Source organism: Streptomyces collinus Tu 365 (genome assembly GCF_000444875.1).
Taxonomy (GTDB): Bacteria; Actinomycetota; Actinomycetes; order Streptomycetales; family Streptomycetaceae; genus Streptomyces; species Streptomyces collinus_A.
On the sequence record NC_021985.1, the window covers coordinates 5768586 to 5783876 of the forward strand.

The window sequence follows — 15291 nt, forward strand, 5'->3', positions numbered from 1 at the left end:
TAATTCCTCTAGATGCCTGGCCTGCCGGCCTCGATTGGGAATACGCTGCGGTGTGCCCAGGGCGGGGTCGTCCTCCAGGTGCCGCCGACCGCAGCGGCACCGACCGCCGGCAGGCCGGTTGTGGACGGGGCCGAAGGAGGGGGGCGGTGAAGGTGGCGAAGACGCGGGGGTGTTGCGCGACGGCCGGGCCGATGCCCTTGCCGCCGCTCAGGCCGGAACACCAAGAATCCGTCCTATGACGTCCGGTGGATGGTCGCCGGAAAGGTCTTCTCCGAGCAGTTTCGCACCAAAGGACTGGCGGACCACTACCGGTCCAAGCTGCTCCGCGCTACCCATGCGGGCGAAGAGTTCGACACGGTGACGGGGCTACCAGAATCGATGGTCGAGAAGCCGGCCTCGATGACCTGGTACGCCTTCGCTCTGAAGTACCTCGCCATGAAGTGGCCACACGCGGCGCCTAACACGCGTAACGGGATCAACGAAGCGCTGACTGCAGTGACAGTGGCCCTTCTCGACGAGCGTCCGGGGGCGCCGTCCGAGGAACTGCTCAGGAAGACGCTTCGCAACTGGGCCTTCGTCCTTCCCGGCCCGAACGAGCGTGAATTGCCAACCGAGGTCGCAAACGCCTTGCACTGGGTGGCCAAGGCGTCGCGCCCCCTCTCGGCCCTCGGGGACGCTGCGGTTGGCAGGGCCGTCCTGGACTCGCTCAGGTTGAAGCTCGACGGGACGGCGGCAGCCGCAGAGACCGTCCGGCGCAAGCGCCGGACCCTCGTCAACGCGCTGCACTACGCGGTAGACCTCGGGGAGTTCAAGGAGAACCCGATCACGGGCATCCGCTGGAAGAAGCCGAAGGTAGCCGGGGAGGTCGATCCTCGTGTGGTCGCCAATCCCGAGCAGGCTCGTTCCCTGCTGACCGCGGTTTCGTACGTCGGGGGGTTCAGCCGTGCACGTGGCCGTCGGCTCGTCGGCCTGTTCGCGCTCATGTACTACGGCGCCCTGCGTCCGGCTGAGGCCGTCGGCCTCACTGACGCGGACGTGAAGCTCCCCAAGACCGGCTGGGGGACAGTCCTGCTGAATCGGACGCGTCCCAGTGTCGGCAAGCAGTGGACGGATTCCGGCGAGACCCATGACGACCGGGGCCTGAAGAACCGGCCGGCAGAGGAGGTCCGCATCGTGCCGATCCCGCCCCAGCCCGTCGCCATCCTCCGGCAGCACCTCGACACCTTCGGCACCGCCGAGGACGGGCGGCTGTTCACCAACGAGCGCGGGGGAGTGGTCGGCTCGTCCACGTACTACCGCGTCTGGCAGGAGGCCCGTGCGCTGGCGCTCCCGCCGGCTGTGGTCGCCTCACCGCTCGCCGCCCGACCGTACGACCTCCGGCACTCGGCCCTGTCGACCTGGCTCAACTCCGGGGTGGACCCGACCGAGGTCGCCGAGCGCGCCGGCAATAGCGTCGAGGTCCTGCTGAGCCGCTACGCCAAGTGCCTTGATGGACGGCAGGGCATCGCCAACCGCAAGATCGAAGAGCTGTTGCGCGAATACGAGTGAAGTCGGCCGCAGCCAATAACAGGGGTCGTGCACTGTCCAGTGCACGGCCCCTCGATTGCGGGCGGTCTGAACCCGCCCGAGATAGGTTGCCCGCTGTGGTCTCCGCCGAGTGCCGTTAGGACGTAGATCTCACCTCGATACATGTCGTCGGCCAGCCCGACGTGTTCGCTGCATGGCACCTGCGCGTCACCGATGCTTCGGCCGCCCCATCTCCCCGCGGCGTGGGCCATGCGGCCCAGGTCTCTACTCCTCCTGGAAATCAGTTCCATGACGCAGCGACGGGTACTATTCTGGTTCGTAGACGCCGTTGATGCAGCGGCCGGACGCCTGCGTACAGGACTGCGGTCCGCGTACGCACGACCTGAGTCCCCCACCCGCAACCCCCGGGATGGGCAACCGGATTGCAGACGGCTTACCCACCGACGCTGAGTATGCCCCGGTCGGACCGCGGTCCTCCGACGGCAACGAGGGTGCGTAGTTCCTCCGAATGGTGCTGCCTCGCGTGATTCCGCAGGCCGCGCCGTTTTTTTGTGTGCGGCCATACCCAGAAGGGCGGTCGCATGAGCGACACCTCCACGCTGGAGTTCGAGCCGGCCGACAACGAGATCCACGTCATCCCCGTCACCGACTTCCGTAACACCGATGGCGACTTCGAGCACCGGCTCGCTCCGCTGAGCGCGACGACGCGCGCGGAGGAGTACCTGCAGAAGCACGACGACGTCCACCTCTCCGATGAGGGGATCCGCCGCCTCGTCCAGGGTGCCGTCGAGCCCCAGCAGTTCGAGGGCATCCGCGTCGAGCGGCATCGGGTGGAGACCGGCTGGCTGATGGTCATCTCCTACCGGGCCTACTCACCTATGGTCTCGCTGGCGATCGAGAACGACCGTCTGCTGGCCGAGGCTTCCTACGCGGCCGACCCGCGCGCCACCGGCGTACGCAAGGCGCTGGCCATGCCCGAGCCCCACATCAAGCACGCTGTCCTGGTCCACGCCGACGACTACGAGGACATTCTGGAGTCCGTCGACCGGTCAGCCCAGCGTGTCCTGGCCGACAACCGCCAGGAAGTGGGGGAGCGGCTCGTTGAGCGCCCTCTGATGCTGGTGCCGGCGACCTTCAAGTCCGGGACCGGCGAGCCCGACGAGGACCTCACCGCTGTGGACGGTAACTGTCGCCTCGCCTTCTGCTACCACCGCATCCCGGTACCGCGCGGATGGGTTGACGACTCCCTGATCGGTGCCGCCAGCAAGGAGCTTGTGGAACTCCGGCCCTCGCACCTGATGCGGATGTCCCTCCAGCATCGCCGGGAGCTGGTACGCAAGGTGATCAAGGCCGCACACAAGCGTCTCAAGGAGCCGCGCACCGGTTCCCCGGCCGACATCAGGAGCCGCAACAAGGCGGCGATGACCCTCAACGCCCTGACCATCCCGGTCACGGTCATCGTCGGCTACCGCGACGACAACGATCAGCGTGGGATGCAGCGCTTCCCTGCCGGCGTCCGCTCTCTGCTGCTGCGGATGAACACCGGTGGCAAGGTGTTCGTCGAAGGCGCGAAGAACGCCGTGAAGGCGGAGGAGATCATCAATGGGCTGTACGACGAAGGGCTGCTGGGCCCCGAGGCCCAGGCCCGCCCGACGCGTGACGCTCTGATCGGCCGTGGGGAGGTCGCCGCTTCGATGGAGGGCCTCGGCTTCAATCCTGGGCTCCCCGACCTGCGGTTCGCTCTCATCATGCAGCAGCTGACCCTCAAGAGCCCGAAGTTCAACGCCCTGGTGCGCAGCAAGCTGCAGACCGAGGGAAACCTCGTGCTCAGCCGCCGCAACGGGCCGATCGTCGAGCTCGGACTGCGCTCTTACTCCGTGAGCATGCCCACGAACTCGCCGCGGACTGCCTTGGAGACGATCTGCCTTTGGCAGGACCTCGTAGATAACTCCTGGTCAGTCGAGAACATCGACACGGATACGAAGGTCGATAAACTCCTCGCCCGCGCGAACACGGGGGAGACCCAGGCTGCCCTGCTGCTCGGCGCACTCGGGATGATCTCCTTGGTGATGAGCGGCCACCTCCTCGCGGCCGCAGGTTCGGCGGAGGCGGATGCCGGGACCACCATCGCCCGTACGGGCGTCGGTCTCATCGTCAAGGGACTGCTCGCCGAGGAGGAGGGGCGGCAGATCCTCGCCGACGCGATCAAGCGCGTGCGCGCGGGCAAGGCACCTCGCTGGTGGGACGCGGAGAAGCAGGGACTCGTCGAGCAGCCGAGCGACTGGCGGGGCTCCACCTACAACGCGATGCTGCGCAGCGCCGTCCGGCACGGTTGGAAGGCGAAGGGCCCGGGCAAGGAGAAGACCGCGGCGGAGCAGGAGGCGGACAAGCTGACGGTGTTCCAGGAGCAACTCGGTACCGCCGTCGACCGCCTGCGTGACCTGCTCGACTTGCGCGAGAAGAATGGCACCAAGGACCGACTGGCGTGGGTGGAGGTTGAGGCGTCCTTCGCGCGGATTGAGGACATCGCTGAAGATCTGCGTCTCATCTCCGAGCCCAAGCCGCGTAACCGGTGAATGCTCCTGTGTGGCCCGGCGTCGTCACCATGACGCCGGACCGGTACGCCGCATTCGCCCGCCTGGCTCGTCCCTGGCTCGAGGAGCGCAGGTGTTGTCCCTTCGACATCGGGGAGGACAGCGGCCGGGAGGAGAGGGCCGTGTACATCGTCGTCAATGCTGATGGCTTGGCTTGCTACTGCGGCCGAACCCGACCGACCCGCCCCCTGCATCGGGGAGCAGCGGTTGCCCGGCTTCGCCGGCATACAACCGATGCCCGCTCGAAGCGCGAGGAGTGGGCAAGGTATTGGGTGCTGCCTCTCCAGCCGGACACCCCTGATGAGTTTGTCGACTGGCTCGAGCGCACCATCCAGGCAAGGCTCGGCCTGCCTCGGCGTAACCACCGTTGGCGTAGGTTGTAACGCCATCCACGCGTCGGTTCTCGGTTCACGTCAGGAGCCGGGAACCGGCCAAGCGGCAATGTGAGACCTGGCCCTTTCCTAGGCTGACCTGCTGCGATGCCTAAAGAGTGTGTCCACGAATAGTCCACAGACCCCGACATACGCCCGCTCCAGGCGGCACATGCCTGCACATACGCGAAGACCCCGTCCTCAGCGTTCTAGCTGATGGCGGGGTCTTTGGGCACCTAATCCAAGGTGCCCCCGGCAGGATTCGAACCTGCGCACACGGCTCCGGAGGCCGTTGCTCTATCCCCTGAGCTACGGGGGCGTGTCGGGCGTTGAGCTGCTCGCTCTCGGCGACGTGTAGAACACTATCAGGTCTTCCGGGGTGATCAGGAACAGGTTTCCCGGGGTCGGGTCGGGGGGTGTCCCCCGCAGGGGTTGGAAGTGGGGAAAAGCCGGACGCGGTGGCCGGTCCGGACCTACTCTCGAGTTGTGCCAGGCGCGTCGGGTCGGGTGCTTGTTGTCGACGACAACAAGGTCATCCGGCAGCTGATCAGGGTCAACCTCGAGCTGGAGGGGCTTGAGGTCGTGACCGCGATCGACGGTGCCGAGTGTCTGGATGTCGTGCACCAAGTGCGGCCCGATGTCGTCACCCTCGACGTCGTCATGCCTCGTCTCGACGGGCTCCGGACCGCCGCTCGGCTTCGTGCCGATCCTCGCACCCATCATCTTCCTCTTGCCATCATCAGCGCCTGTACTCAGTACGAAGTGGAGACAGGGCTTGATGTCGGCGTTGACGCCTTCCTCGCCAAGCCCTTCGAACCCGCCGAGCTCGTCCGGCTCGTCAAGCAGCTCATCGAGCGCCGGCCCAGCAGCGGCAGGGGAGTCGGGGGCAGCGGGGGCGTAGAGGGGCCGGGCGACCGTGGTGACGGTGATGGGGGTGGTGATACCGAGGGGCATGGGGATGGTGACGACGACCGGCCCGGCGGGGAGGTGCCCTCCCATGGTGTCTCCGGTGGCGTTTCCTGACGGCTACTGCGTCTGGTGCGTCCGGCGCCCGGCTGCCGGTCCTCGGTAGGTCTCGGCACTCGTGTCGTGCGTTCGGCCGCCGATCCTGGCTCTCGTCCGCCCTCGCAGCAGCATGCGCTGTCCCGCCGTTCGCTCGGCCCGGGATCCGGCGGCCGGCAGGGCCGTCCGTCTCATCCCGTAAAACCGCTTCGCATACCCACCCCCCACCTCCCCTACGCTTGTCCCGTGACCCCCGTCGAGCTCTCCCGCACCGTGTTGTCCGCGGTGCGTCGTGCTGTGGAGGCCGGCGAGCTGGTCGTCCCGGTGCCCGAGCGCGTTGTCGTGGGGGAGCCGGGAGCCGGCGGGTGCGGGGACTTCGCCACCAACGTCGCTCTGCGGCTCGCTCGGCCGGCCGGGCTGCCGCCGCTCAAGGTCGCCGAGGTGCTGCGGGCCCATCTCCTTGGGTTCCCCGGGATACGGGACGTCGTCGTCACCGGGCCTGGCTTCCTCAACATCAGTCTGGGCGAGGAAGCCGACCCCGTCGTGGCGCTCGTGCGGGAGATCCGGGAGCGCGGTTCCGCCTACGGGCACAGTGAGCTGCTCGCCGGGCAGGTCGTCGTCCTCCGCGTGCCTTACGAGGTGCGGGCCGAGGTCGTCGCCGACGCCGTCGTACGCATCGTCGCCAGCCAGGGAGGGCGCGCCGAGGTCGAGCACGGGGAGCCGGTCAATCTCCGGCCCGTGCCGGCGCCCGAGGACCCCGCGCCCCTCGGTGCCGACGCCGCCCAGTGGGCGCTGCTCCATCCCGCGCCGCACGACCGGCCCCGCATCACCGCCGACCATCTGGCGCAGCGGGAGAGCAATCCCTTGTTCCGGGTGCGGTACGCCCACGCCCGCGTCCGGTCCGTCATGCGCAACGCCGGCCGGCTGGGCTTCGACGCCGAGCCCGGCCCCCTCGAGGTTCGTGAGGTGGACTCCCCGGCGGTCCGTGGGCCGAAGCCACCCGCCCGGTCCGTCGTGGCTCACGCGTCCAGGCCCTCGGTGGTCCCTGAGCCAGGGGCCGCCCGGTCCGTCGTGGTTCACGAGTCCAAGCCCTCGGCGGTCCCTGAGCCGGGGCACGCCGGGGCCGTCGTCACTCATGAGCCCGGGCCCTCGGCGGTGCGTGAGCCAGGCTCCGTCGCGGTTCCTGAAGTTTCTGAGCCGGTGCCCGCCGACGTCGTTCCTGAGCCGGTGGCTGCCGTGCCTGCCGTGCCTGCCGGTCCTGCTTACGCTCCTGAGCCGGTGCCCGCCGACGTTCCTCAGCCCGTGCCCGCCGACGTTCGTGAGTTCGGGTCCCTTCCGGCCCGTGAACCGGGCTCCCTTCCGGCCCGTGAGCCGGGCTCCGTGGCGGCCCCTGTACCGGCGGCCGCCGGAGCTGCCGGAGCGGCGTCCGCCGAGGTCCGCGAGTCCGCGTCCGCGCAGTTCCCCGGCTTCACCGCCGCCCACCAGCACGCCCCCCTCCTCACCGCCCTCTCCGCCCATCCCCGCATCCTCGCCGCGGCGGCGACACACCGTGCGCCCGACCGGCTCGCCCGGCATCTCGTCACGCTCGCTGATGCCGTGCTGCCGTTCCTGTACACCGTGCTGCCGTGCGGCGAGGAGAAACCCTCGGCCGCCCACCGTGCCCGGCTGGCCCTCGCCGAAGCCGCCGGGACGGTGCTGGCCGGTGGCCTGTCCCTGCTCGGCATCGACGCACCCGAACACCTCTGAGGGCCCCTACGCCGATGAGCCCCCGGAGAGAGACAGAGAGTCTGAGAGTCACGTCATGAGCCGTTCCGCCCACCCCGCCGGGCCCCGTTACGCCGACGTCCTGCCCGAGGGGCACTACTCGGCCCCGCCCGCCGACCTCAACGCCCTCGACCCCAAGGTGTGGGCCCAGACCGTCAGCCGGGACGACGACGGTGTGCTGACCGTCGGCGGGATTCCCGCGACCCGGCTCGCGGAGGAGTTCGGCACCCCCGCCTACATCCTCGACGAGACCGACTTCCGGGCCCGGGCGCGGGCCTGGCGGACCGCGTTCGGGGCCGACGCCGACGTCTTCTACGCCGGCAAGGCGTTCCTGTCCCGGGCCGTCGTGCGCTGGCTGAAGGAGGAGGGGCTCAACCTGGACGTCTGTTCCGGCGGGGAACTGGCCACCGCGCTCTCCGCCGGCATGCCCGCCGAGCGCATCGCCTTCCACGGCAACAACAAGTCGGTCGAGGAGATCACCCGGGCCGTCGAGGCGGGCGTCGGGCGGATCGTGCTCGACTCCTTCCAGGAGATCGTGCGGGTCGCGCACATCGCGCAGTCCCTCGGCAGGCGCCAGAAGGTGCAGATCCGCATCACCGTCGGGGTCGAGGCCCACACCCACGAGTTCATCGCCACCGCGCACGAGGACCAGAAGTTCGGCATCCCGCTCGCGGGCGGCCAGGCCGCCGAGGCCGTGCGGCGGGCGCTGCAGCTCGACGGGCTCGAGCTGATCGGGATCCACAGCCACATCGGGTCGCAGATCTTCGACATGTCCGGCTTCGAGGTCGCCGCCCACCGGGTCGTCGGACTGCTGCGCGACATCCGCGACGAGCACGGCGTCGAGCTGCCCGAGATCGACCTCGGCGGCGGCCTCGGCATCGCCTACACCAGCGACGACGACCCCCGCGAGCCGCACGAGATCGCCAAGGCGCTCTCCGAGATCGTCACGCGCGAGTGCGAGTCCGCCCGGCTGCGGACCCCGCGCATCTCCGTGGAGCCGGGGCGCGCCATCGTCGGGCCGACGGCGTTCACGCTGTACGAGGTCGGCACCGTCAAGCCGCTGGAGGGGCTGCGGACGTACGTCTCCGTCGACGGCGGGATGTCCGACAACATCCGCACGGCGCTGTACGACGCCGAGTACAGCGTCTCCCTCGTCTCGCGCTCCAGTGACGCCGAGCCGATGCGGGCCCGGGTGGTCGGCAAGCACTGCGAGAGCGGGGACATCGTGGTCAAGGACGCGTTCCTGCCCGCCGACCTGGCACCGGGTGACCTCATCGCCGTACCGGCCACCGGCGCCTACTGCCGCTCCATGGCCAGCAACTACAACCACGTGCTGCGGCCGCCGGTGGTCGCCGTCAAGGACGGCGAGGCGCGGGTCGTCGTCCGGCGCGAGACCGAGGACGACCTGCTGCGTCTCGACGTCGGATGAGGCGCCGCCGGGCACCCGCGAAGCCCCGGGAACGCCGGCCGGAAGATCTCCGGTTCGGCAGGTCCGGAAAAATGAAATAGATGTCTCACGATCCGGACGAAGGGTAGAAACTCCCGTCCGGTGAGTGAGACTGGGTCAACCTAGACGGTAAGAGGAAACGAGGTCGGATGATGCGTACGCGTCCGCTGAAGGTGGCGCTGCTGGGCTGTGGAGTGGTCGGCTCAGAGGTGGCGCGCATCATGACGACGCACGCCGACGACCTCGCCGCCAGGATCGGCGCCCCGGTCGAGCTCGCCGGGGTCGCCGTGCGGCGCCCGAGCAAGGTGCGCGAGGGCATCGACCCGGCCCTCGTCACCACCGACGCCACCGCCCTCGTCAAACGCGGCGACATCGACGTCGTGGTCGAGGTCATCGGGGGGATCGAGCCCGCCCGCGGCCTCATCACCACGGCCTTCCAGCACGGCGCCTCCGTGGTCTCCGCGAACAAGGCCCTGCTCGCCCAGGACGGGGCCGCGCTGCACGCCGTCGCCGAGGAGCACGGCAGGGACCTCTACTACGAGGCCGCCGTCGCCGGCGCCATCCCGCTGATCCGGCCGCTGCGCGAGTCCCTGGCCGGCGACAAGGTCAACCGCGTGCTGGGCATCGTCAACGGCACGACCAACTTCATCCTCGACAAAATGGACTCCACGGGCGCCGGCTACCAGGAGGCCCTGGACGAGGCCACCGCGCTCGGCTACGCGGAGGCCGACCCGACCGCCGACGTCGAGGGCTTCGACGCGGCCGCGAAGGCCGCCATCCTGGCCGGCATCGCCTTCCACACCCGGGTGCGCTTCGACGACGTCTACCGTGAGGGCATGGCCGAGGTGACCGCCGCCGACTTCCGCTCGGCGAAGGAGATGGGCTGCACGATCAAGCTGCTCGCCATCTGCGAGCGGGCCGCGGACGGCGGTTCGGTGACCGCCCGCGTGCATCCCGCGATGATTCCGCTGAGCCACCCGCTGGCCTCCGTGCGCGGCGCGTACAACGCCGTCTTCGTGGAGTCCGACGCGGCCGGGCAGCTCATGTTCTACGGCCCCGGCGCCGGCGGTTCGCCGACCGCCTCGGCCGTGCTCGGCGACCTGGTCGCCGTCTGCCGCAACCGACTCAACGGCGCAACGGGGCCCGGTGAGTCGGCGTACGCCGCCCTGACCGTCTCGTCCATGGGCGAGGTCGTCACCCGCTACCACATCAGCCTCGACGTCGCCGACAAGCCCGGCGTCCTGGCGCAGGTGGCTACCGTGTTCGCGGAGCACGGGGTGTCGATCGACACGGTCCGGCAGCAGGGCAAGGACGGCGAGGCCTCCCTCGTCGTCGTCACCCACCGCGCGTCCGACGCCTCCCTGAGCGGGACCGTCGAGGCGCTGCGCAAGCTCGACACCGTGCGGGGTGTCGCCAGCATCATGCGGGTTGAAGGAGAGTAACCAGCAATGACCCACCAGTGGCGCGGAATCATCGAGGAGTACCGGGACAGGCTGCCGGTATCCGACACCACGCCGGTCGTGACGCTCCGCGAGGGCGGCACGCCCCTCGTGCCCGCGCAGGTGCTCTCCGAGCGCACGGGCTGTGAGGTCCACCTCAAGGTGGAAGGGGCCAACCCCACGGGCTCCTTCAAGGACCGCGGCATGACCATGGCGATCTCCAAGGCCAAGGAGGAGGGGGCGAAGGCGGTCATCTGCGCCTCCACCGGCAACACGTCCGCCTCCGCCGCCGCCTACGCCGTCCGCGCGGGCATGGTCTCGGCCGTGCTCGTGCCGCAGGGCAAGATCGCGCTCGGCAAGATGGGCCAGGCCCTGGTGCACGGCGCGAAGATCCTCCAGGTCGACGGCAACTTCGACGACTGCCTCACGCTCGCCCGCTCGCTCAGCGAGAACTACCCGGTGGCGCTGGTGAATTCGGTGAACCCGGTGCGCATCGAGGGTCAGAAGACGGCCGCCTTCGAGATCGTGGACATGCTCGGGGACGCCCCCGACATCCACGTCCTGCCGGTCGGCAACGCGGGCAACATCACGGCCTACTGGAAGGGTTACAAGGAGTACGCCGCCGACGGCAACTCCACCCGGACACCGCGCATGTGGGGCTTCCAGGCCTCCGGCAGCGCCCCGATCGTGCGCGGCGAGGTCGTCAAGGACCCCTCGACGATCGCCACCGCGATCCGCATCGGCAACCCGGCGTCCTGGCAGTACGCGCTGGCCGCGCGGGACGAGTCCGGCGGCGCCATCGACGAGGTGACGGACCGTGAGATCCTGCGCGCCTACCGGCTGTTGGCCGCGCAGGAGGGCGTCTTCGTGGAGCCCGCCTCCGCCGCCTCGGTCGCCGGTCTGCTGAAGGCCGCCGAGGAGGGCAAGGTCGACCCGGGCCAGCGCATCGTGTGCACCGTCACGGGCAATGGTCTGAAGGACCCCGACTGGGCCGTCGCCGGCGCTCCGCAGCCGGTCACCGTCCCGGTCGACGCGGCCACCGCGGCCGAACGCCTCGGCCTGGCCTGACGGCCTGCCCTACGGCCGGGTTGGGCTGTCGGATTCGGCTCTCGGGGTCGGAGGGCGGGTTCGACGGCCGGGTTCGACTGTCGGGTCGGACGGTCGGACCGAGGGCCTGGCCCGGCAGGTGCCGTACGGCCCGGCCGGCCTGACGGCCCGGGCTGTCGGGCGGCCCGCCGGCCCGGTCTGCGGTCGCCCTGACGGCCCGGCCTGACGGCCCGCCCTGCGGTCGCCCCGACGGCCCGGTCCGACAACCAGGTCCGACGGCCCGGTCCGACAACCAGGTCCGACACCCCGCCCTGCGGTCGGCCGCCCAGGTCGGAACGGCTTCGGGGCAGGGTGCACGGGGGGCTTGCGACACGCATCGTGCGCCTCCCGTGCGCCCTGTGTCGCCACGGAACCTTCCTTCGATAGGCTGTACTGAACCCGCCTACCGCATATGCCCCCGCGTGTGCGCACGGGCCGCGCCGTCTCCGCGGCCCGACGGGTCCTCGTACGCCTCGTACGCCATCGAATGTCCATCGAAATCGGTCGAGCGGCATGCGAGTCCCTCGGATGTCCTCGACAGTCACGCAGCTCAAGGAGAGTCTTCGAGCGATGGCCGGTCCCGCCTTCCGCGCCGCCGCCGTCCGGGTGCGCGTCCCCGCCACCAGCGCCAACATCGGTCCGGGCTTCGACGCCCTGGGCCTCGCGCTGGGGCTCTACGACGACGTCGTCGTCCGGGTGGCCGACTCCGGGCTGCACATCGACATCGCGGGCGAGGGCAGCGAGACCCTCCCGCGCGACGAGAGCCACCTCCTCGTGCGTTCCCTGCGCACCGCCTTCGACCTGCTGGGCGGGCAGCCCCGCGGCCTGGAGATCGTCTGCGCCAACCGCATCCCGCACGGCCGCGGCCTCGGCTCCTCCTCCGCCGCCATCTGCGCCGGCATCGTCGCCGCCCGCGCCGTGACGATAGGCGGCGAGGCCCGGCTCGACGACGCCGCGCTGCTGGAACTGGCCACGGAGATCGAGGGCCACCCGGACAACGTGGCGGCCTGTCTGCTCGGCGGGTTCACGCTGTCCTGGATGGAGGCCGGCGCCGCGCGTGCGATCAGGATGGAGCCCAACGATTCCATCGTTCCGGTGGTTTTCGTGCCCGGGAAGCCGGTCCTGACCGAGACCGCCCGCGGCCTGCTGCCGCGCACCGTGCCGCACGTCGACGCCGCCACCAACGCCGGCCGTGCCGCCCTGCTCGTCGAGGCCCTCACCCGGCGCCCCGAGCTGCTGCTGCCCGCCACCGAGGACCGTCTGCACCAGGAGTACCGCGCCCCGGCCATGCCGGAGAGCGCCGCGCTGGTGGAGCGGCTGCGGGCCGACGGGATCCCGGCCGTCATCTCCGGCGCCGGACCCACCGTCATGGCCCTCGCCGACGTGGGCACCGCCGACAAGGTGGAGGCCCTGGCCGGCACCGACTGGGCCGCCAACCGGCTGAGCCTGGACGCTCAGGGAGCGAGCGTGCTGCCGCTTGCGCCCTGACACGCGGTTGCCGGATTTGGAGAGGGGGAATGTTTGTTGGATCCGGTAGTGTTAATCTCAAGTCTGCACCCGACCCCACCATGGCGAGGTGCTTCGTGTCCCCGTCCGGGACAGACATTCTTCCGGGAGCCTCCCACACCACTCCGTGTTCCGTGCGCCGTACCTGGGCAGTACGTCGCACGCGGGCACTGAGCCCCCTGGGGGAGCTCCGGAATCGGTGCTACCACGCCACGTGACACTGCGTGCCACTGTTCGCGGCAGCGCCATCACCAGCAAATTCTCTTCCGCCGCTGTGGCGGACCACCGCCCCGGCACGGTTCACAGAGACAGGACCGTAGCCGGACAGCACAACCGGTCGCCGAGCCAGACAGGCCGACGTCCGCTCCAGGGAAGGACCCTTCGTGAGCGACACCACCGATCTGATGGGCGCACGTGTCGAGGAGACCGCTGCCGCGCCCGCCACGGACGCCTCCGCGCCTGCCACCGGTGCCGGCTCCCGGCGGCGCCGTGGTACCGGCCTCGAGGGCATGGTGCTGGCCGAGCTGCAGCAGGTCGCCTCGGGCCTCGGTATCAGGGGCACCGCGCGGATGCGCAAGAGCCAGCTGATCGAGGTCATCAAGGAGGCTCAGGCCGCGGGCGGAGGTGCCCCCGCCGGGGGAGCCGCTCCCAAGGCCGAGGCCGCCGCCGAGACCAAGCCCAAGCGGCGGGCCACCTCGAAGGCCCGCACGGGCGAGGACGCCGCCGAGAAGAAGGCCGACAAGGCCGCCGAGGCTCCCGCCGAGAAGGCCGTGGCCCAGCAGCAGATCGAGATCCCCGGCCAGCCGGCCTCGGACGACGCGCCGACCGAGCGCCGTCGCCGCCGTGCCACCGCCGAGGCGGGCAGCCCGGCCGCGGGCAGCGCCGAGACCGTCGCCGCCGAGGCCCGGGGCGAGACCAAGGCCGAGACGCCCGCGCAGCAGCAGGGTGACGCCGGTGACGGCGAGGGCCGTGGCCGCCGCGACCGCCGTGAGCGCGGCCGCGACCGTGACCGCGGTGACCGTGAGCGTGGCGACCGCGGCGAGCGTGGCGACCGTGACCGCCGCGGCAAGGGCGACGACCAGCAGGGCGGCCAGCGTCAGCAGGGCCAGCAGCAGGGCGGCGGCCGGCAGGACCGCCAGCAGCAGCAGGACGACGACGACTTCGAGGGCGGCCGCCGTGGCCGTCGCGGCCGCTACCGCGACCGCCGTGGCCGCCGTGGCCGTGACGACGTCGCCGAGCCGCAGGTGGCCGAGGACGACGTCCTGATCCCCGTCGCGGGCATCCTGGACATCCTCGACAACTACGCCTTCATCCGGACCTCCGGCTACCTGCCGGGCCCGAACGACGTGTACGTCTCCCTCGCCCAGGTCCGCAAGAACGGCCTGCGCAAGGGCGACCACATCACCGGTGCGGTGCGTCAGCCGAAGGAGGGCGAGCGCCGCGAGAAGTTCAACGCGCTGGTCCGCCTCGACTCCGTCAACGGCATGGCGCCCGAACACGGCCGTGGGCGACCGGAGTTCAACAAGCTGACCCCGCTCTACCCGCAGGACCGCCTCCGCCTGGAGACGGACCCGGGCGTGCTCACCACCCGCATCATCGACCTGGTGTCGCCGATCGGTAAGGGTCAGCGCGGTCTGATCGTGGCCCCGCCGAAGACCGGCAAGACCATGATCATGCAGGCGATCGCCAACGCGATCACGCACAACAACCCCGAGTGCCACCTGATGGTCGTCCTCGTCGACGAGCGTCCGGAAGAGGTCACCGACATGCAGCGGTCGGTCAAGGGCGAGGTCATCTCCTCGACCTTCGACCGTCCGGCCGAGGACCACACCACGGTCGCCGAGCTCGCCATCGAGCGCGCCAAGCGCCTGGTGGAGCTGGGTCACGACGTCGTCGTGCTGCTCGACTCGATCACCCGTCTGGGCCGTGCGTACAACCTCGCCGCCCCCGCCTCCGGCCGCATCCTGTCCGGTGGTGTCGACTCGACCGCGCTCTACCCGCCGAAGCGGTTCTTCGGTGCGGCGCGCAACATCGAGGACGGCGGTTCGCTGACCATCCTGGCCACGGCTCTCGTCGACACCGGCTCCCGCATGGACGAGGTGATCTTCGAGGAGTTCAAGGGCACCGGCAACATGGAGCTCAAGCTCGACCGGAAGCTCGCCGACAAGCGCATCTTCCCGGCGGTGGACGTCGACGCGTCCGGCACCCGCAAGGAAGAGATCCTGCTCGGCAACGAGGAGCTGGCCGTCGTCTGGAAGCTGCGCCGTGTGCTGCACGCGCTCGACCAGCAGCAGGCCATCGAGCTGCTCCTCGACAAGATGAAGCAGACCAAGTCGAACGGCGAGTTCCTGATGCAGATCCAGAAGACGACGCCGACGCCGGGCAACGGCGACTAGTCGCCGCGCGTCCGGGGTCCGCGAGGACCCGGTGAGCATCCAGGGCCGCCCCCCGTCACCCAGTGACGGGGGGCGGCCTTTTCGGCGGGACCGCGTTCGTGGGCGAGACCTTTGCCACAGGGGTGCCGATCCGCACCGGATTCCGGGTGTACGGCGCCC

At 70.2% G+C, this 15291-nt stretch carries 9 protein-coding genes, 1 tRNA gene and 1 pseudogene; 9 read left to right on the plus strand and 2 right to left on the minus strand.

Annotated elements, in window-relative coordinates:
* Positions 1–48: 48 nt before the first annotated feature.
* Positions 49–217: pseudogene (locus tag B446_RS39955) on the minus strand (replication initiator); the annotation flags it as partial.
* Positions 218–249: 32 nt separating this feature from the next.
* Between B446_RS39955 and B446_RS25170 the strand changes: the two are divergent.
* Entirely contained in the window at positions 250–1548 is a 1299-nt protein-coding gene (locus B446_RS25170) for a tyrosine-type recombinase/integrase (protein WP_020942251.1), read from the plus strand.
* Between the two features lie 560 nt (positions 1549–2108).
* Positions 2109–4103, plus strand: a complete 1995-nt coding sequence (locus B446_RS25175; RefSeq protein WP_020942252.1) for a hypothetical protein — start codon at positions 2109–2111, stop codon at positions 4101–4103.
* 636 nt (positions 4104–4739) lie between these two features.
* Here the strand turns inward: B446_RS25175 and B446_RS25180 are convergent.
* A tRNA-Arg gene (locus B446_RS25180) sits at positions 4740–4811 on the minus strand.
* 113 nt (positions 4812–4924) lie between these two features.
* On the opposite strand from B446_RS25180, the gene B446_RS37360 reads away from it, so the two are divergent.
* The 7 genes from B446_RS37360 to rho all read left to right on the plus strand — a co-directional run bounded on the left by B446_RS37360 (position 4925) and on the right by rho (position 15132).
* Complete coding sequence (locus B446_RS37360) at positions 4925–5515, plus strand: response regulator (RefSeq protein ID WP_078614796.1); 591 nt, start codon at positions 4925–4927, stop codon at positions 5513–5515.
* 225 nt (positions 5516–5740) lie between these two features.
* Positions 5741–7240, plus strand: coding sequence for an ArgS-related anticodon-binding protein NrtL (nrtL, locus tag B446_RS25190; protein ID WP_063632810.1), 1500 nt, complete (start codon positions 5741–5743; stop codon positions 7238–7240).
* Positions 7241–7295: 55 nt separating this feature from the next.
* Entirely contained in the window at positions 7296–8687 is a 1392-nt protein-coding gene (lysA, locus tag B446_RS25195) for a diaminopimelate decarboxylase (protein ID WP_020942255.1), read from the plus strand.
* Between the two features lie 170 nt (positions 8688–8857).
* Complete coding sequence (locus tag B446_RS25200; RefSeq protein ID WP_020942256.1) at positions 8858–10147, plus strand: homoserine dehydrogenase; 1290 nt, start codon at positions 8858–8860, stop codon at positions 10145–10147.
* A 6-nt stretch (positions 10148–10153) separates the two neighbouring features.
* A complete protein-coding gene (thrC, locus tag B446_RS25205; protein ID WP_020942257.1) occupies positions 10154–11212 on the plus strand; it encodes a threonine synthase in 1059 nt (352 codons plus the stop codon).
* 588 nt (positions 11213–11800) lie between these two features.
* Positions 11801–12718, plus strand: a complete 918-nt coding sequence (gene thrB / locus B446_RS25210; protein WP_020942258.1) for a homoserine kinase — start codon at positions 11801–11803, stop codon at positions 12716–12718.
* Positions 12719–13119: 401 nt separating this feature from the next.
* Positions 13120–15132, plus strand: a complete 2013-nt coding sequence (gene rho / locus B446_RS25215; RefSeq protein WP_020942259.1) for a transcription termination factor Rho — start codon at positions 13120–13122, stop codon at positions 15130–15132.
* Positions 15133–15291 lie beyond the last annotated feature (159 nt).